This window comes from Streptomyces sp. NBC_01334 (genome assembly GCF_035983595.1).
Taxonomy (GTDB): domain Bacteria; phylum Actinomycetota; class Actinomycetes; order Streptomycetales; family Streptomycetaceae; genus Streptomyces; species Streptomyces coriariae.
Map to the genome: position 1 here is coordinate 3,091,290 of NZ_CP130718.1, position 18,231 is coordinate 3,109,520.

General features: G+C 70.8%; 17 protein-coding genes and 1 other RNA gene. 6 read left to right on the forward strand and 12 right to left on the reverse strand.

Annotated features, from left to right (window positions below; translation table 11 throughout):
- The first annotated feature begins 184 nt into the window (after positions 1-184).
- Positions 185-856, forward strand: coding sequence for a response regulator (locus OG736_RS14000; protein ID WP_142263945.1), 672 nt, complete (start codon positions 185-187; stop codon positions 854-856).
- Here OG736_RS14000 and OG736_RS14005 read toward each other — a convergent pair.
- The 5 genes from OG736_RS14005 to OG736_RS14025 are packed head-to-tail and all read right to left on the reverse strand — an operon-like array spanning position 834 to position 6,465.
- Positions 834-1,907, reverse strand: a complete 1,074-nt coding sequence (locus tag OG736_RS14005; RefSeq protein WP_327182731.1) for an ABC transporter ATP-binding protein — start codon at positions 1,905-1,907, stop codon at positions 834-836. The two genes, OG736_RS14000 and OG736_RS14005, sit on opposite strands and share 23 nt — an antisense overlap.
- The gene (locus OG736_RS14010) at positions 1,900-2,925 is read right to left on the reverse strand and encodes an ABC transporter ATP-binding protein (RefSeq protein ID WP_327182732.1); all 1,026 of its coding nucleotides are present in this window, start codon (positions 2,923-2,925) and stop codon (positions 1,900-1,902) included. Before OG736_RS14010 ends, OG736_RS14005 begins: the two co-directional genes overlap by 8 nt.
- 19 nt (positions 2,926-2,944) lie before the next feature.
- Entirely contained in the window at positions 2,945-3,865 is a 921-nt protein-coding gene (locus OG736_RS14015) for an ABC transporter permease (RefSeq protein WP_327182733.1), read from the reverse strand.
- Between the two features lie 29 nt (positions 3,866-3,894).
- On the reverse strand, positions 3,895-4,821 hold the full coding sequence (locus OG736_RS14020; protein WP_327182734.1) for an ABC transporter permease: 927 nt from the start codon (positions 4,819-4,821) through the stop codon (positions 3,895-3,897).
- Between the two features lie 33 nt (positions 4,822-4,854).
- Positions 4,855-6,465 carry a peptide ABC transporter substrate-binding protein gene (locus OG736_RS14025; protein WP_327182735.1) on the reverse strand — a complete coding sequence of 537 codons (1,611 nt, stop codon included), beginning with the start codon at positions 6,463-6,465 and terminating at the stop codon, positions 4,855-4,857.
- Positions 6,466-6,986: 521 nt separating this feature from the next.
- On the opposite strand from OG736_RS14025, the gene rsgA reads away from it, so the two are divergent.
- Entirely contained in the window at positions 6,987-8,147 is a 1,161-nt protein-coding gene (gene rsgA / locus OG736_RS14030; protein WP_327182736.1) for a ribosome small subunit-dependent GTPase A, read from the forward strand.
- A gap of 33 nt (positions 8,148-8,180) precedes the next feature.
- On the opposite strand, the gene rnpB is transcribed toward rsgA, so the two are convergent.
- From rnpB to OG736_RS14045, 3 genes are all read right to left on the reverse strand, one after another.
- Positions 8,181-8,584: RNase P RNA component class A (rnpB, locus tag OG736_RS14035), an RNA gene on the reverse strand.
- A gap of 18 nt (positions 8,585-8,602) precedes the next feature.
- Entirely contained in the window at positions 8,603-9,571 is a 969-nt protein-coding gene (locus OG736_RS14040) for a DMT family transporter (RefSeq protein ID WP_327182737.1), read from the reverse strand.
- A 25-nt stretch (positions 9,572-9,596) separates the two neighbouring features.
- Positions 9,597-10,418, reverse strand: a complete 822-nt coding sequence (locus OG736_RS14045) for a helix-turn-helix domain-containing protein (protein WP_327182738.1) — start codon at positions 10,416-10,418, stop codon at positions 9,597-9,599.
- A 188-nt stretch (positions 10,419-10,606) separates the two neighbouring features.
- On the opposite strand from OG736_RS14045, the gene yaaA reads away from it, so the two are divergent.
- Positions 10,607-11,398: a peroxide stress protein YaaA gene (gene yaaA, locus OG736_RS14050; protein WP_327182739.1), complete on the forward strand. Its 792-nt coding sequence runs from the start codon at positions 10,607-10,609 to the stop codon at positions 11,396-11,398.
- 134 nt (positions 11,399-11,532) lie between these two features.
- A complete protein-coding gene (gene eda, locus OG736_RS14055) occupies positions 11,533-12,195 on the forward strand; it encodes a bifunctional 4-hydroxy-2-oxoglutarate aldolase/2-dehydro-3-deoxy-phosphogluconate aldolase (RefSeq protein ID WP_327182740.1) in 663 nt (220 codons plus the stop codon).
- Here eda and OG736_RS14060 read toward each other — a convergent pair.
- The 3 genes from OG736_RS14060 to OG736_RS14070 all read right to left on the reverse strand — a co-directional run bounded on the left by OG736_RS14060 (position 12,167) and on the right by OG736_RS14070 (position 15,303).
- On the reverse strand, positions 12,167-13,564 hold the full coding sequence (locus tag OG736_RS14060; protein WP_327182741.1) for a bifunctional RNase H/acid phosphatase: 1,398 nt from the start codon (positions 13,562-13,564) through the stop codon (positions 12,167-12,169). The two genes, eda and OG736_RS14060, sit on opposite strands and share 29 nt — an antisense overlap.
- Before the next feature lie 123 nt (positions 13,565-13,687).
- Positions 13,688-14,431 carry a zinc ribbon domain-containing protein gene (locus OG736_RS14065; protein WP_082412492.1) on the reverse strand — a complete coding sequence of 248 codons (744 nt, stop codon included), beginning with the start codon at positions 14,429-14,431 and terminating at the stop codon, positions 13,688-13,690.
- Entirely contained in the window at positions 14,428-15,303 is an 876-nt protein-coding gene (locus OG736_RS14070; RefSeq protein ID WP_327182742.1) for a Nif3-like dinuclear metal center hexameric protein, read from the reverse strand. Before OG736_RS14070 ends, OG736_RS14065 begins: the two co-directional genes overlap by 4 nt.
- A 229-nt stretch (positions 15,304-15,532) precedes the next feature.
- Between OG736_RS14070 and OG736_RS14075 the strand changes: the two genes are divergently transcribed.
- Positions 15,533-16,903: a hypothetical protein gene (locus OG736_RS14075; protein ID WP_442817168.1), complete on the forward strand. Its 1,371-nt coding sequence runs from the start codon at positions 15,533-15,535 to the stop codon at positions 16,901-16,903.
- Positions 16,904-17,000: 97 nt separating this feature from the next.
- Positions 17,001-17,195 (forward strand): hypothetical protein, encoded by a 195-nt coding sequence (locus tag OG736_RS14080; protein ID WP_327182744.1) that lies wholly within the window; start codon positions 17,001-17,003, stop codon positions 17,193-17,195.
- A gap of 75 nt (positions 17,196-17,270) precedes the next feature.
- Here OG736_RS14080 and OG736_RS14085 read toward each other — a convergent pair whose 3' ends face one another.
- Positions 17,271-18,218 (reverse strand): 3-oxoacyl-ACP reductase, encoded by a 948-nt coding sequence (locus OG736_RS14085; protein ID WP_327182745.1) that lies wholly within the window; start codon positions 18,216-18,218, stop codon positions 17,271-17,273.
- Between the last annotated feature and the right edge of the window lie 13 nt (positions 18,219-18,231).

Here is an 18,231-nt window from a genome sequence, read left to right on the forward strand (position 1 = left end):
TGCGTCAGCCAATCTGACAGCCTGTGCAACGAACACGCTGTAGCAAAGCTTGACCAGCGGCGACGGGGATAAGAACAACGGGAACAGGACCAAAACGCACCATCCGGAACTTTCCCTTTCGCCTACATGGACTGGAAGGGGGCCCGCCATACACGCGGCGTGTCCTCAAGGGGGATTTTCACGGATGACCATCAACGTGCTGATCTGCGACGAGTTGCCTGTGGTGCGCGACGGTCTACGCGCGCTGCTCTCCAGCGAGAGCGACATCAACGTCGTCGACACGACCGACAGCGGAATACACGCAATCATGCTGGTCCGCAAACATCGCCCGGACGTTGTTCTTACCGGACTCTCACTCAAGGGTCTGTCGGGAATAGAAATGATCCGGAGACTCAATCAGGAAATTGTCGAGCCTTCTCCGCGAGTGGTTGTCTACACCATGAACGACGGCTCCGACATCGTGGCCGACGTGATTCATGCCGGCGCGTGTGGACTTCTGGTGAAGGAGGTCAGTCGTGAGGAACTCCGCAGTGCCGTGCACGCCGCCGCTCGCGGTCAGGTGATGCTCGCGCCCCGGGTGGCCCAGCGGCTCGTGCACTGGTTCCGGCGTCAGGACAGCCAGCCCGAGGAACTTTTGCAGCCGGTCCTGACGGCACTGACCCCGCGCGAACGCGAGATCCTGGTCCTCATCGCCAAGGGCATGTCGACCGAGGAGATCGCGGACGAGCTGACGATCGGCAACGCGACCGTACGGACGCATGTCTACCGGCTGCGCAACAAGCTGGAGCTGAGGGACCGGGCTCAACTCGTCTCCTTCGCCTTCCGTGCCGGCCTCATGCAGATGTCGATGTCCTAGCAGCACGCCGCCCGCCGTCCCCGGCTGTGTCCGCGTCACCCGTTCTCCGTTCCGCGGCGAAGTGGCAGGCACTCGGGTGAGCGGTGGGCCCGGCCGCGTCGTCGAACCGGGCCGGCACCGCGAGCAACGGCACCTCGGCCGCACAGCGGTCCTCAGCCTTCCAGCATCGCGTCCGGAAGTGGCAGCCGGAGGGCGGATCCGCCGGTGAGGGGACGTCGCCGGTGAGGATGATCCGCTCGCGCCGCCGCCCGGCCTCCGGATCCGGCACGGGGACCGCGGACAACAGCGCCTGGGTGTACGGATGGGTGGGGTGCTCGTAGATCTGGGTCACATCACCCGTCTCCACCATCCGCCCCAGGTACATCACCCCTACGTGGTCGGAGATGTGCCGGACCACGGACAGGTCGTGGGCGATGAACACGTACGACAGCCCGAACTCCGCCTGGAGCCTGTCCATCAGGTTCACCACCTGGGCCTGCACCGACACGTCGAGCGCCGAGACGGGCTCGTCACAGACGATGATCTCGGGGTTGAGGGCTAGGCCGCGGGCGATGCCGATGCGCTGCCGCTGGCCGCCGGAGAACTGGTGCGGGTAGCGGTTGACGTACTCGGGGTTGAGACCGACCACGTCGAGGAGTTCCCGTACCTTGCGGCGCCGGTCGCCCTTGGGGGCCACCTCGGGGTGGATCTCGTACGGCTCGCCGATGATGTCGCCGACCGTCATGCGTGGGTCGAGCGAGGTGTACGGGTCCTGGAAGACCATCTGGATGTTGCGGCGCACCGCTTTGAGGGCCTTGCCGGACAGCCGGGCGATGTCCTCCCCCTTGTACAGCACCTGCCCGGCGGTGGGCTGTTCGAGGCGCATCAGCAGCTTGGCGACGGTGGACTTGCCGCACCCCGACTCGCCGACGATGCCGAGGGTCTCGCCCCGACGCAGGTCGAAGGAGACCCCGTCGACCGCTCTCACCGCCCCGATCCGCTTCCTGAGCAGGCCGCCGCGGGTCAGCGGGTAGTACTTGACCAGGTCCCGTACCTGGAGCAGCTCACTCACCGAAGGTCTCCTTCCAGAAGTGGCAGGCGCTCGTCCGCTCCGCGTCCACCCGGGCCGGGGCCGGCACCTCGGTGCGGCACCGGTCGCTCGCCCGGTGGCAGCGCGGGTGGAAGGCGCACCCGGCGGGCATCCGCAGCAGGCTGGGCGGCAGACCGTCGATCGATCGGAGCCGGTCGCCCTTGCGGTCCAGCCGGGGAATCGACTCCAGCAGGGCCTCGGTGTACGGGTGGGCGGGCCGCCGGTAGATGTCGTGGACGGGCGCGCTCTCCACGATCCGGCCGCCGTACATCACCGCGATCCGGTCCGCGACATCCGCGACCAGCCCCAGGTCGTGCGTGATCAGGATCAGCCCCATGTCGGACTCCTGACGCAACTCGGCGAGCAGATCCATCACCTGGGCTTGCACGGTGACGTCCAGGGCCGTCGTCGGCTCGTCGGCGATGACGAGATCCGGTTCGAGGGCCACGGCCATCGCGATCATGATCCGCTGGCGCATTCCGCCGGAGAACTGGTGCGGGTAGTCCCCGACCCGCGTGGCGGCCGCCGGGATCCGCACCCGGTCCATCAGCTCGACCGCCCTGGCCCGGGCGTCCTTCTTCGACAGTCCCTGGTGCACCCGGAACATCTCACCGAGCTGGTGGCCCACGCTGAGCACCGGGTTGAGCGCGGAGAGCGCGTCCTGGAAGATCATGGCGATCCTCCGGCCGCGGAGCCTGCGGCGCTCCTCACCCGTCATGGTCAGCAGGTCCCGGCCGCGGAAGAGGATCTGGCCCTGGGTGATACGGCCGGGCGGCGCATCGAGAATGCCCATCACGGCCTGCGCGGTGACCGACTTGCCGGAGCCCGACTCGCCGAGCACCGCCAGCGTCTCGCCGCTGTGCACGCGGTAGTCGACGCCGTTGACCGCCTTGGCCACGCCGTCGCGGGTGCGGAACTCGACGTGCAGATCGCGGATTTCCAGCAGGGGCGCCGTCTCCTGCGCCTCCCCGGCCGAGGCCGGGCTCTCCAGGATGGTCATGACCGGAGTTCTCCTCTCCTCAGCGCAGCTTGGGGTCGAGGGCGTCGCGCAGTCCGTCTCCGACGAAGACGAAACCCAGCACGGTCAGCACGATGGCGAAGCCCGGGCAGAGCCAGAGGTAGTCCTTGACCCCGACGAAGCCGCGGCCGGACGCCAGCATGTTGCCCCACTCCGGAACTCCCGGCGCGACCCCGATGCCGAGGAACGACAGCGATGCCACGCCGACGATCGCCGTCCCGACGTTGAACGTGGCGTACACCAGCACCGCGGTCAGGGAGTTGGGCAGGATGTGCCGCCGGATGATCCGCGCCCGGCTCGCGCCCAGCGCCCTGGCGGCGTGCACGTAGTCCATCTCGCGGGTGACGAGGAGAGAACTGCGCAGCAGCCGGGCGATGGTGGCCCACGAGAACAGGGCGAGCGAGATGATCACGGGCGTGATGCCCTGACCCACCACCAGCATGATCGCGATGGCTCCGATGAGCAGCGGGAAGGCGAAGAAGATGTCCGCGGTCCGCATGATCAGAGTGTCCGCCCATCTGCCGAAGCAGCCGGCGAGCACGCCCATCGCGATGCCCAGGAAACAGCTGAGTGTCATGGCGGCGAACCCGACGAGCATCGCGATCCGGGTCCCCGAGACCAGCCGGGAGAACAGGTCGCGGCCGAGCGCGTCGGTGCCCATCCAGTGCTGGGCCGACGGGCCCTCCAGGGTGTTCATCAGGTCCTGGGCGGACGGGTCCTGCGGGGCCAGCCACGGGCCGAACACGGCGACGAGCACCAGCAGGGTGACGATCACCAGCCCCACCACGGCGAGTCTGTTCTGGAGGAACCGGTAGCGCACGTCCCCCCACTGCGTGGTGGCGGGGATCAGGGCTTCGGGCGGCGCGGGTGTCTCGACGCCCCCGGCTCCCCGCCGCTTGGTCAGATCGGTCAGATCGGTCATGAGCTCGTTTCCGTCACTACGAGGGCCGGCTACTCGAATCGGATGCGCGGATCGAGGGCCGCGCAGACCAAGTCGACGACGAGGTTGAGCACGACGAACACGGCGACGCCGTACGTGACCACGCCGAGGACGACCGGGTTGTTCTGCTCCTGGACCCCGGAGACCAGCGCGAGTCCGACGCCGTCCCAGTTGAAGATGGCCTCCGTGATCAGGGCGCCGCCCAGCATCAGCCCGAAGGAGATGCCCAGGTAGGTGATGACCGGGATCGCCGAGTTGCGCAGCACGTGCTGGGTGATCACCGTGCGCCGCGGCAGCCCCTTGGCGATGGCGGTCTTGACGTAGTCCGCTCTGAGCACCTCCAGCATGGTGCCCCGCATCAGGCGGGCGACCAGGGCGGCGTCGAGGATCGCCAGGCTGAACGCCGGCAGCACCAGCGACTGCAGATCCCCCTGGCTGAGGAGCGGGAACCAGCCGAGTTGCACCACGAAGAACTTCTGCAGGAGAAAGCCCGTGACGAACGTGGGGAAGCCGACGGCCAGCGTGGTCGAGAAGGTCGTCAGGATGTCCCAGACACTGAATCTGAACAGCGCGCCGACCATTCCGACGGAAATCCCCAGCACGACGTCGATGATGATCGCCGCCAACGCCAGTTCCCCGGTGTTGACCAGTTTCGGCCCGAGGATCTCGGTCACCGGGCGACGCTGGACGAAGTCCTCGCCCAGGTCGCCTGTGGCCAGATTGCGTACGTAGATGGCGTACTGCTCGTACACCGGCTTGTCCAGGTGGTAGTGCTCCCTCAACTGGGAGGCCACCACCGGGTCGCTCGCCTTCGCGTCACCCGCCAGTGGTCCGACGGGGTTTCCCGGAACCAGGAAGAGGCAGGTGAACATGATGACCGTGGCGCCGAGCAGAACCACGACCAACTGCCCGAGCCTTCGGACCACATACCTTCCCACGAAGGACCTCTCTGTCGCGCCGCCCGGACCCGGTCACTTCTTGAGCGAGATGTTCTCCAGGTTCGGTGTCTCCCCGAAGTTGATGTCGTCGAGGCCGTCGAACCTGTCGGTCCGCACCACCCGGTACTCGGTCCTGGTGAAGGTCGGGATGAGCGCCATGTCGTCCATCGCGACCTTCTCGGCCTGCTTGTAGATCGCGATGCGCTGCTTCTCGTCGGTGGTGGCCCGGGCCTTGCCGATCAGCGCGTCGAAGGCGGGGTTGCTGTAGCGGGCCCGGTTGTCACCGACCACCGAACCGTCCGCTCCCCGGTTGATCGAGGCGGAGTCCAGCAGTGGGTAGAGGTAGGAGTCGGGCGTCGGGTAGTCCGCGCCCCAGGAGTAGCGGAAGAGGCCCGTGGCGTCCGGACTCTGTTCGCCCTCGAAGACCTGCTTCGACGGCAGGCCCTCGATCTCGACGTCCAGGCCGAGGACCTCCTCGATCTGCTTGCCCGCCGCCTGGATCCAGTCCTCGTGGCCCGCGCCGGCGTTGAAGGTCAGCTTCAGCGGGTCGCCCGGCTCCAGCCCCGCCGCCTTGGCGTGCGCCTTGGCCTTCGCGGGGTCCTGCTTGAGGCAGGAGGCACAGATCCCCGGCTGGTACGAGGTGGGGAGTGCCGCCGGGACGAGGGAACTCGACGGCTTCTGGAAGCCCTGGTAGACGCTCTTGGCGATGAGGGAACGGTCGATCGCGTACGAGATCGCCAGCCGGGCGTCCTTGCTCTTCAGGGGGCCTCGGTCGGTGATCGGCAGCAGGTAGTTCATGCCGTTGGTCTCCTTGCGGATCCACTCACCCCGCGGCTTGTACTTGGCCTCGGCCGTCTTCAGTTGCGGCGTGGGCACGTGCGCGTAGTCGAACTGGCCCGTCTGGAAACCCTGGTACTCCAGGTCGAACATGCTGGTGGGGTTGAGCAGATAGATCTCGACCTTGCCCAGCTTGGCCTTCTCCAGGCCGTAGTCGTCGTTGCGCACCAGCGTGATCAGCTTGTTGTGCTGCCACTTGCCCTGCATCTTGAACGGGCCGTTGCCGATCGGGGCCTCTTGGAACTTCTTGTTCGGACCGGTCCCGGCCGCCTTGGGCATGGGGCTGAACACGGTGTGGCTGGTCTTCTTGTCGAACTCGCAGTCGCCCGCGGTGAGATCGACCTGGAGTGTGGTCGCGTCGACCGCCTTGAGCCCGCTGAAGGCGGTGGTCTTCCCGTCCTGGAGTTCCTGGAATCCCTTGATGCCGCCGAGGTGGTAGGCGACGTCGGAGGCCATGGCCTTGCCGGCCGCCCGGGACCACCCGCGGACGAAGGCCGCGGCGTCCACGGGCTCACCGTTCGTGAACTTCGTGCCGCCCTTGATCTTGAAGGTCCACTGGGTGCAACCGGCGTTCGGCGTGGCGGACTCGGCCAGCTTGGGCACCATCTGCCCCTCCGGGCCCACCCGGTACATCCCGGTGAAGAGCACCTCCGCGGAGACCAGGCCCGGGGTCTCGGCGGCCAGCGCCGGGTCGATGGTGGCGGGCTCGATGAGACCGAACCGGAAGGTGCCGCCGGCCGGGCCGTCACCCCCGTCACCGCTCTTGTCGGCTCCGCACCCGCTCGCGGCGAGTCCGACGGCCAACATTCCGGCACACCACTTCACCTTCACACGGCTCGAACCCCGCATGGAATTCCCCCTCCGCCACTGTCACTTCCTCCGTGGACACGCATCAGCACCCCCGCGAGGACGAATCCCGGATTCACCGGCACACGGCGCCCCACTGTCGGCCATCCCCTGTCGGCAGACCTCGTTTCCTTTGTCTCCGTTCGATCACAACCACCGAACATGCCGCCCCAAAACAGCGCAAAGAACACAGGGGGTAGCCGAAGTGACGTGGAGCCGTCTCATCGCATGAAGGACGCTCTCGCATCGCTGCGTGCAGCACCGGAACACGAATTCAACGCAGCGTTTACGTCGGTACGCAGTCCCGAGATGACATGTCGTCAACAGCCTTGCCACCGGCGCGGAAAAGGCACGGCGTATCGCCGACCGCCGGTTAGTCTCGGGAGGCAGGCGCCGGACAGCGGTGCGGCCGAGGCCAGGCGAAACCGCTCAGGACGACGCCTCAACCGCCTGCCGGACGGCACTTCGAAGGGGTCGCTCTGATGACTGGTCACACGGACGCACACCCGCTGAGCCGCTACGGCTGGGCGGCGGACGTGGCCGAGGGCTTCACACCCCATCTCGCCGACGGGCTGGTCCCCGCGCGGGTGGTACGCGTCGACCGGGGGCGCTGCTCGGTCGTCGTCCCCACCGCGGCAGGGGGCACGCGAACCGTCCAGGCCGTCACCGGTCCACTGACCTCGCGTGACTCCGACCCGTATGTGCCGACGGCGCTCTTCGCGAAGCCCTCGGACGGCAGACTGCGCACCGTCTGCACCGGCGACTGGGCGGCGGTGGACCCCGAGGCCGACCCTCCCGCCGTACTGGCCCTCCTCCCCCGCCGTACCGCCTTCGTCCGCTCCACCTCCTCCAAACGGTCCGACGGGCAGGTCCTCGCCGCCAACATCGACCTCGTCGTCATCGCCGTCTCCCTGGCGGTCGAACTCGACCTGGCCCGCATGGAACGCTTTCTGGCGCTGGCGTGGGAGTGCGGGGCGCAGCCGCTCCTGGCGCTGACCAAGGCGGATCTCGTCGAGGACCCCGTCTCGCTGGGATACCTGGTCGCCGACTGCGAAGCGGCCGCGCCCGGTGTCCGCGTCCTGGCCGTCAGCGCCGAGAACGGCGCCGGCGTCGAGGAGCTGGCCACCGCCGTCGCCGGCGGCACGGCGGTCCTGCTCGGCCAGTCCGGTGCCGGCAAGTCGACCCTGGCCAACGCGCTGCTCGGCGAGGACGCCCAGCAGGTACAGGCCGCACGGGACTCGGACGGCAAGGGCCGCCACACGACCACCACCAGGGATCTGATGCCGCTGCCCGGCGGCGGCGTCCTCATCGACACCCCCGGACTGCGCGGGGTGGGCCTGTGGGACGCGGAGAGCGGCATCGCCCAGGTGTTCTCGGAGATCGAGGAACTCGCCCGCTCCTGCCGCTTCCACAACTGCGCACACGACGCGGAGCCCGGCTGCGCGGTGCTCTCCGCGATGGCCGACGGCGAACTCTCCGAACGCAGGCTCCACAGCTACCGCAAGCTCCTGCGCGAGAACGAGTACATCGCGTCCCGCACCGACTCACGACTGGAAGCCGAGATCCGCCGCGAGTGGAAACGAAGGCAGGTCATCGGCCGCGACCGCTCCCAACGAGCGGGCGAGACCTTGGACGACCTGTAGGGAACATTGATCAGGCAAAGCCGCAGGAGGCGGCAGACGAGTCGGGCTGTACGCCGGGTTCTGTCGCCCGGCTGCCTCGCGGCGGCCGGGGAGACGGCCATCCATCTAGGGCCGGCGTTGCCGTCGGCCTCGTGCGGTCTACCCACGGACTCGGGCGGGCAGCCCTCGAACGTCCGCGCAGAGCGCTTGTTACGGCGCTCCTTTTGACCTTGCTCCAGGTGGGGTTTACCTAGCTGCCCAGGTCACCCTGGGCACTGGTGGTCTCTTACACCACCGTTTCACCCTTACCGAGGACCGAGGTCCCCGGCGGTCTGTTTTCTGTGGCACTGTCCCGCGGGTCACCCCGGGTGGCCGTTAGCCACCACCTTGCCCTGTGGAGCCCGGACGTTCCTCGGGAAGTCCCGTGAGGGACTCCACGCGGCCGTCCGCCCGGCTCGTCTGCCGTGTCGACCATGCTACCGGGCGCGCGCCTCGTCCCGGTCCGGCCGGGGGTCCGGGTCCGGCCGGGGGTCCGCGGCCGGGTCCAGGGGTTGCTCGCCAGGAGCGAGCGGCACCGGTACCGCGTTTCGGCGCGGGCCCGCCGTCGCGAGGACCGAGCCCGCCAGGATCAGGGTGAAGGCGGCCACGATCGTCGCCGTCAGGGGCTCGTCGAGGAACAGGGCGCCCGCCGCCACCGCCACGGCCGGGTTGACGTAGGTGATGACCGTGGCGCGGGTGGGCCCCGCCTCCTTGATCAGCTCCATGAAGGCGACGAAGGCGACCGCCGTGCAGACGACGCCCAGGCCCGCGAGGGCAGCCAGTACGGAGGGGGCGGGCAGCTCCGCGGGCCGGGTCGCGGCCGCGGCCGGCGCGTAGACCAGGGCCGCCAGGGCCAGGCAGGGGGTCGTGAGGTGGAGCGACGGGACGTCCTTGAGGTGGCGGGCGGCTATCAGGGGGGCCGTCGCGTAGCCGAGGACCGTCAGCAGGACCTCGGCCAGGGAGCGGGCGTCGCCGCCCGTGAGGTGCGGGACGGTGAGGACGCCGACCCCGGCCAGGCCCAGCGCCAGGCCCGTCACCCGTCTCACCCCCAGCGTCGCCGTGTCGCCGAAGAAGCGGGAGAGGGTCACTCCGACGATCGGCACGCCCGCGATCAGCAGACCCGCCGTGGAGCTCGACAGGTGGCGTTCCGCGTCGGTGAGGGTGAACCAGGGGCCGATGATCTCGATGACCGCGAAGGCCAGCATGGGCTTCCAGTGCGCCCGTACCGTCCGCGTCAGGCCCCGTTGCCGTAGCGCGAAGGGGAGCAGGAGGGCTGCGCCCAGCGCACATCGGGTGAACACGACCATGGACGGGGAGAGGTCCTCCACCGCCACTTTGATCATCAGGTAGGGGATGCCCCACACCACTCCCATCAGGGAGAACAGGAACCAGCCGCGTGCAGTCATACGGGGAGTGTCGGCCGCACCCCGGTCAGGTGTCTTGAACGCTGTTGCGGTACGCCGCCGGGGTCACGCCCAGCACGCGGCGGAACCAGCGGGTGAGGTGGGCCTGGTCCGCGAAGCCGACGAGGCCGGCGACCTCCGCGGGACGCAGCCCTGACTCCAGCAGGCCGCGGGCCCGGGCCACCCGGTACTGGGCCAGCCAGGCGTACGGCGGCATGCCGGTCGTCGTACGGAAGGCGCGCAGCAGCTGGTAGCGGGACAGGCCGAGGTCCGCCGCGAGGTCGGCGAGGGAGGGCGGGGCGAGGAGTTCGTCGGCGAGACGGGTGCGGACGGCCTGGGTGAGGTGTTCGGCGCCGGGGATCGTGTCGCACACCGGCCGGGCCGTGGAGTGGCGTCGGGCGAGGGCCGTCAGCAGCCAGGGGAAGCGGGACTCGGCCTCCAGGGGGTCGGGGCAGGCGGCCAGTTCCGTGTGCGTCCGGCGCAGGGCGGCGGCCAGTTCCGGGTCGTCGAGGAGGGGTTCACGGAAGTGCGGCACTCCGCCGAGGGTGCCTTCGGCGAGGAGGGCGGGGCCGGCGTACAGGGCGCGGTAGGCGTAGCCGTCGGTGTCGTTGCCCGGGCCGCCGGTGTGCGTCTCGCCGGGGGCCAGGACGACGATGGAGCCGGGACCGGTACGGATGTGGCCACCGCGGTAGGCGATGATCTCCGACCCGCCCACGCAGACGCCGACGGTGAACTCCTCGTGGGCGTGCGGGGCGTAGACGTGCCGGTCGAAGCGCGCGGTGAGGAGGTCCAGGGGCGGGCCGCAGCGCCCCAGCCGGGCTCTGGTCCACAACGCCTGTTCACGACTCACTCGCCACCCCCGTGTGGCCCCGCCATCTGACCCCTGTCCGCGCCTCTACGGTGCAACACCTTCGGACCCCGGTTTCATGCCGCCGGGCGGGCGGGCCGGCGAGCGGAGGGCAGGTGCGGACCTCGGCCGGGCCGTCCCCCGGCACGTCGTACGCTGTCGCAGCAGAGCTCTATTGAAGGAGATTTCCCGTGCTTGTCCTGCTGCCGCCCTCCGAAGGCAAGGCGTCCTCCGGGCGTGGCGCCCCGCTCAAGCAGGAGGCGCTCTCCCTGCCCGGGCTCGGCGCCGCCCGCGAGGCCGTCCTCGACGAGCTGGTCGAGCTGTGCGCGGCCGACGAGGACAAGGCGCGCGAGGTGCTCGGGCTGAGCGAGGGGCTGCGCGGCGAGGTCGCGAAGAACACGGAGCTGCGCACGGCGGGAGCCCGGCCCGCCGGGGAGATCTACACGGGTGTCCTGTACGACGCCCTCGACCTGGCCTCCCTCGACGCGGCAGCCAAGAGGCGCGCCGCCAGGTCGCTGCTCGTGTTCTCGGGGCTGTGGGGTGCCGTCCGGGTGACGGACCGGATCCCGTCCTACCGCTGCTCGATGGGCGTGAAGCTGCCCGGGCTGGGGGCGCTGGGCGCGTACTGGCGTGCGCCGATGGCGTCCGTGCTGCCCGAGGCGGCCGGGCACGGGCTGGTGCTGGACCTGCGGTCGGCGGCGTACGCGGCGCCCTGGAAGCCGAAGGGTGAGGTGGCGGGGCGGACGGCGAGCGTGCGGGTGCTGCACGCGCCGACCCGGAAGGTCGTCAGCCACTTCAACAAGGCGACCAAGGGCCGGATCGTACGGAGTCTACTGACGGCGGGGATCGATCCCGCGGGTCCCGCCGAGCTGGTGGAGGCGCTGCGGGACCTCGGATACGTGGTGGAGGAGAAGGCGCCGCCGAAGGCGAAGGCCGGGGCGGCCGCCTGGACCCTGGATGTGCTGGTGGACGAGGTGCACTGACACACCGACTCACCGCCCTTATCCCACCCCCTGACCCACCCCCTGACGCAACGCCCTGCCACACCCCCACGGCACTGTTGCAACATGCGCAATGCCCTTTGCGCGGGCTGCACACCGGGGGCAGGATGAGGCGCATGACCTCACCCCTGCCCTCCGCTTCGGCTGCCTCGGTACTGGATCTGGCCCCGGTCGTACCCGTGGTCGTCGTCGAGGACGCCGCCGACGCCGTACCGCTGGCGCGGGCGCTGGTGGCGGGCGGGCTGCCCGCGATCGAGGTGACCCTGCGGACACCGGCCGCGCTCGACGCGATCCGGGAGATCTCCGGGTCGGTCCCGGAGGCGGTCGTCGGGGCCGGGACCGTGATCACGCCGGATCAGGTGACGGCGTGCGGGGCGGCCGGCGCGCGATTCCTGGTGAGCCCCGGCTGGACGGACGCCCTGCTGACGGCGATGCGGGCGTCCGGGCTGCCCTTCCTGCCCGGGGTGTCGACCACGTCGGAGGTCGTGGCGCTGCTGGAACGCGGGGTGCGGGAGATGAAGTTCTTCCCGGCACAGGCCGCGGGCGGCACGGCCTACCTCAGGTCACTGGCCGGACCGCTCCCCCAGGCCCGGTTCTGCCCGACCGGCGGGATCGGCCCCGACAACGCACCGGAGTACCTGTCACTTCCCAACGTCGGTTGCGTGGGCGGCAGTTGGATGGTCCCGGCGGACGCGGTCGCGGCGCGGGACTGGCCGCGCGTCGAGGCGCTCGCGCGGACCGCCTCGCTGCTCAGGACCGCAGGTGGGACGTGTCGTTGAACAGTCGGACGCTGGCGTTGCCGTCCGCGTAGTAGGCCACCGCGGACAGCGAGGCCGCCGACAGTTCCATGCGGAACAGCGACTCGGACGGGGCGCCCAGGGCGAGCCGTACGAACGTCTTGATCGGCGTCACATGGGTGACCAGCAGCACCGTGCGGCCGGCGTACTCCGCGACCAGTCTGTCCCGGGTGGCCGCGATCCGGGTGGCGGTCGCCGCGAAACTCTCGCCGCCGCCGGTCGGCTCGGCCTCCGGGTCGGCCAGCCAGGCGTTCAGGTCGTCGGGGTGACGCTCGCGGACCTCGCCGAAGGTCAGCCCCTCCCAGGCCCCGAAGTCGGTCTCGATCAGTCCGTCCTCGACGGTGACCTCGAGGCCGAGGCGGGCGGCCACGGCCGCGGCCGTCTCGCGGGTGCGGGCGAGCGGGGAGGCCAGGATGTGCTGGACGGTCCCGCGCCGGGCGAGGGCGGCGGCGACCCGCTCGGCCTGCTCCCGGCCGACGTCCGAGAGGGAGGGATCGGTGCCGCCGCTGCCGGAGAACCGCTTCTGCGGGGTGAGCGGCGTCTCGCCGTGCCGCAGCAGTACGAAGGTGGCGGGCGCCCCGAGATCGGGCGCCGCCCCCCAGCCGACGGAGGGGGTGACCGCGGGCGTGGTGGGGGCGGAGTCGGCGGGAGAGGCGGACGCCTGAGCCGAAGCAGGAGCGGCAGCCGGGGCGGGAGCCGGAGCAGGGGCCGGGGTGGCGACCGTGCGGGCGGCGCGGAGATCGGCGTCGGTCGTCGTCGCCTTCTCCTGGGCGGTGTCCGCGGTCGGCTCGGCGAGCGGGCGGGACCGGGCCAGGGCCTCGCGGGCCTTCGCCGCGCCCGCCGTGGCGTCGCCGGGCGGGCCGGACGGCTCGGGTGCGGCCGGGGTCACGGGGCCACGGGCGTCGAGCTCGGCCCGCGACGCCCCGGCGTCCCACTGCTCGCCGCGCTTGCCCGCGTCCATCGCCTCGTTCGCCAGACGGTCGGCGTGTTTGTTCCGCTCGCGCGGCATCCACTCGTAGGTGACCTGCCCGGGCGGAAGGATCCGGGCCGCCTCGGCGGCGAGCGGTTTCATGTCGGGGTGCTTGATCTTCCAGCGGCCCGACATCTGCTCGACGACCAGCTTGGAGTCCATGCGCACCCGCACCGTGGCCGACGGGTCGAGCTCACGGGCGGCGCGCAGGCCGGCCACCAGTCCCCGGTACTCGGCCACGTTGTTGGTGGCGACGCCGATGTACTCGGCGCGCTCGACCAGCGTCTCCCCCGTCGCCGCGTCGATCACCACGCTGCCGTAGCCCGCGGGCCCCGGGTTGCCCCGCGACCCGCCGTCGGCCTCGACGATGAGCTCCCGCACGACGTACGCCCCTTACCGACTCCAACTCCGACTACTGACTACCGACGGCCGAGTGTCGACGGCCGACTCCCGACTCCCGACCGGCGACCGGCGACCGGCGACCGGCGACTTACCGATGGTCGACTACAGGCCCGACTCGGACGTACGCACGAGGATGCGACGGCAGTTCTCGCACCGTACGACCGTGTCGGACGGAGCCTTGCGGATCTCGGCCAGCTCGGTGATGGCGAGCTCCTGGCGGCAGCCCTGGCAGGTCCGCTGGTAGAGCTTGGCCGCGCCGACGCCGCCCTGCTGCTCGCGCAGCTTCTCGTAGAGCTTGAGCAGATCGGCGGGCACGGAGGCCGCGATGACCTCGCGCTCCTTGGCGACGCTGGCAGCCTCGCTGTCGAAACCCTCCAGGGCCGCGTCCCGGCGCGCCAGGGCGTCGTCGATCTTCCCCTGGACGGAACCGACCCGCTCGGTCAGCTCGGCGGCGCGCTCCTGAGCGCTCTCGCGGCGCTCCATGACCTCCAGGACGATGTCCTCGAGGTCGCCCTGGCGCTTGGCGAGGGAGACGATCTCCCTCTGGAGGTTCTCCAGGTCCTTGGAGGAGGTGACGGCCCCGGAGTCGAGCCGCTGCTGGTCACGGGCGGCGCGCTGACGGACCTGGTCGACGTCCTGCTCGGCCTTGGTCTGCTCGCGGGCGGTGTCGCTCTCCTCGGTCTGCGCCGCGACAAGGAGGTCGCGCAGCTGCGTGAGGTCCTTGTTCAGCGACTCGATCTCGGCGTGCTCGGGCAGGGACCTCCGCAGGTGGGTGAGCTGCTGGAGCCGGGCGTCGAGGGCTTGGACGTCGAGGAGTCGGATCTGGTCGGCGGGCGCGGCGTTCAGTTGGGGGCTCCCATTGAGCTAGAGGTGGTGTTGGACGCCGCGTGGGCCGTCCAGGGGTCGGTGACCGTACGGGAGACATGGACCCGCAGGCCCCACCCCCGCCGGTCGGAGATCTCGTCGAGCTGGGTGGCGGCCAGCTCGCACCAGGGCCACTCGGTGGCCCAGTGCGCCGCGTCGAGCAGCGCGAGAGGTGGGTGAGCGCCGTGGGCGCGGTCCGCGATGAACTCCGACGCCGGGTGGTGGCGCAGGTCCGCGGTGAGGAAGGCGTCGACGCCGGCCGCCCGGACGTGGTCGAACAGACTGTCGCCGGAGCCGCCGCTGACGGCGACGGTCCGCACCAGCGCCTCCGGGTCGCCCGCCGCCCGGATGCCCTGCGCGGTGGCGGGCAGTCGCTCGGCGGCACGGGCGGCGAACTCACGGACGGTGAGCGGGTGGTCGAGCTCGCAGACGCGGCCGAGGCCGCGCCGTCCCTCGGGATCGCTCGGGTCCGGCACGAGAGGCCGTACGACCCGCAGGTCGAGCGCCCCGGCGAGGGCGTCGCTCACGCCGGGGTCGGCGGTGTCCGCGTTGGTGTGTGCGACGTGCAGGGCGATGTCGTTCTTGATGAGGGTGTGCACGACACGGCCCTTGAAGGTGGAGGCCGCGACGGTCGTCGTCCCGCGCAGGTACAGCGGGTGATGGGTGACGAGCAGCCCGGCACCGAGCTTGACGGCTTCGTCGACGATCTCCTGGACGGGATCGACGGCGAACAGAACCCGGGTGACCTCCTGCTCGGGGTCGCCCACGACCGTGCCGACCGCGTCCCAGGACTCGGCCCGCTCGGGGGGCCACAGGTTCTCCAGCGCGGCGATGACTTCAGACAGACGGGGCACGGGGAAAGGCTACCTGGCCGTCTCACCGGCCCGTACCGGTGCCGCCGATGCCGTCGCGGCCACCTCGGCCGCCGACCGGGAGTCAACGGGTGGCCGATGCACAGGCCTCCCACCACCCTCAGGCGAATCGCTTCTGCACCACTCTTATGAGGGAAGAAGGCCGCCCGGCGGTCCCACGTCCGTGCGTACGAAAACTAGCTTCGTCGCCGGAGGTGACCGAACGATGACGATGCCGGCCTGTGCGATCGAGCCCACCGCTGCGGACGGGAGTGACCCCGAGGACGGCGCCGCCGAGCCCACGCCATACGCGGAGGAGCACGCGGAGGACTACGCGAGCCACGCGATCACGGCGGATCACGCGATCGCGGCGGATCACATGATCGCGTCGGATCACGTGATCCCTGAGGACCGCGTGATCCCTGAGGACCGCGTGATCGCGGATGACCGTGGAAGCGGCACCGGCCACCCGTTCACGGTCGGCCGTGGGCCCGCAGCGGACTGTGTGATCACGGCCGGTGGTGCCTACGCCGCGCGGCTCGCCCGGGCCGGCGACTCCTGGTTCCCCGAGCGATGGACCCTGGACGGCCCCGAGCCGTACGCCGTACCGCTGCCCGGCAACCAACCGGAGGAGCCCGGCACCGAGGTGCAGCCGATGGCCGACGGCCGGGTCCTGATCCGACGGCCGATCGAGGGACGGCACGCGTTCTCCCTGCTGTATCCGACCGGCCCCGGCACGGGCGAGCTGCCGCTGGGCGCCGTCGAGTGCCCGGACGAGGGCACCCGGCTGCACCTGCTCCCACCGGCCCCGTGCGGCGAACGCGCGTACGCTCTCGCCGTCGGCCGCCGCACGACGACCGTGTGGCTGGTCGCGGGCGGCACCTTCGGCCCCGAGTACCTCGCCGAGATCCCCGGCCGCTGCTCGGGCGGCGTCTGGCTGGACCGTACGGGCCGCATGCTCGCGCTGGACCGTGAGGTCGGTGGCCGCACCAAGACGATCGTCGTGGACCTGGAGCGCGGCGGCGAGGTGTCGCCCCTGCTGCAGATCGCCGCCGACAGCGACGACCGTCTGCTGCTCGCCGACCCCGACAGCGGGCTGCTGCTCATCCGCTCGGACGCGCCCTCGCCGGGCGAGGCACGGCTGGGCTGGGGAGTCCTCGGCAGCACGCTGCCGGTCCGCTTCCCGGAGTCGCTGCACCCGCCGGACCTCGCCCTCACCCCCTTCGCGAGCCAGCCGGGCCAGGCGCTCCTCCCCGAGGCGTGCGCGGTGGCGCTCCGCATCGACAGCCCCTTCGGCACCTGGGTGGGCGTGTGGCGTCCGGTCGATCGTCGGCTGCATCAACTCCGGGCGCCTGAGGGATGGTTGGCGGGGAGTGGAGTGTGGACACCGGACGGCGTTCTCCGGCTGCCGTACGCCACGGAGGCGGAGCCGTGCGGGGTGGCACCGCTGACGGCACCGCTCACCGAACCGCCTTCGTCGGAGCCGTCACCGTCGCCGTCCGAAGAGGCCTCGCCGTGCGAGGAACCGCCGCGGCCGGCGCCCGCCGCGGCTCGTCCGGTCCCCCTTCAACAAGCTCCCCTCGGCCGACTTGTAACGAAGTAGCAGCGGTTGGCGTGGCCGCCTGGATCAGCCCCTCGGTGTGCCGGATAAAATCGCCCGGCTGTAAAGAAAGATCATGTTGACGGGGTGAATTCTTCCGATGAGCGACACAAGCACCAGGCAGCCGCTGTCCGCCGACTCCCAGGAGGCGGCCGGACACGGCCGGCACCGGGGCCCGGTCTCGTCCCAGGACGGTGACTCGGCCCCCCACGGCCGGCACCGCAAGCCGGCCGAGAACAGGGCGGACAGCTGGGCCGACAGTTGGGCCGAGAACAGGGCCGAGGCAACTGTCTGACGGTACGCCGTACACCGAAGGGGCTCCGGTCGTCCATGGACGACCGGAGCCCCTTCGCATACGCCCCGCCCGCCTTTACTCCTGCCCTCGCCGTAGTCCCAGCACCTCCGCCGCGGCGAACGTCTCCCCCCGGGGCCGGTCCGCGAAGTGCGCGCCGAGGACGGCGTCCAGCTCCTCGTAGCCGAACACATCCTCCTTGCTGTCGAACTTCGCCCGCACCCGCGGCCGTTCGACGACGGCGACCATGCCGCCGTGCGCGACGAGCAGCTGTCCGTTGATCCGAGCGGCGGCCGGCGAGGCCAAGTAGCCGACCAGCGGGGCCACATGCTCCGGCGCGAGCGGGTCGAGGCCGCCCTCGTCGGGCTGTGCGAACCCGGCGAAGACGTCCTCCGTCATCCTGGTGCGGGCGCGCGGGCAGATGGCGTTGGCCGTCACCCCGTACTTGGCGAGCGCGAGCGCCGTGGACGTCGTCAGCCCGACGACTCCCCCTTTGGCCGCCGCGTAGTTGGGCTGCCCCGCCGAGCCCGCGAGGAACGCCTCCGAGGAGGTGTTCACGATCCGCCCGTACACCGGACCGCCCGCCGCCTTGGACCGGTCGCGCCAGTGCGCGGCGGCGAAACGGGTCGTGTTGAAGTGGCCTTTGAGGTGGACCCGGACGACCGCGTCCCACTCGTCCTCGGCCATCGAGAAGACCATGCGGTCGCGCAGGATGCCCGCGTTGTTGACCAGTATGTCCAGCTTGCCGAACTCGCTGATCACCAACTCGACGAGCGCACGCGCCTGTTCGAAGTCGGCGACGTCCCCGGTGTGGGCGAGCGCGGTGCCGCCGGCCGACCGGATCTCCCGCGCGACCTCCTCGGCGGGGCCGGCCGACGCCTCGCCCGACCCGTCCCGGCCGGGCTGACCGTAGTCGTTGACGACGACGGCCGCGCCCAGCCGCGCCAACTCCAGCGCCTCGGCCCGGCCGAGGCCGCGCCCGGCACCGGTGACGATCGCGGCGAGCCCCTCAAGTGGCAGTGCCATCCGGACGGTCACC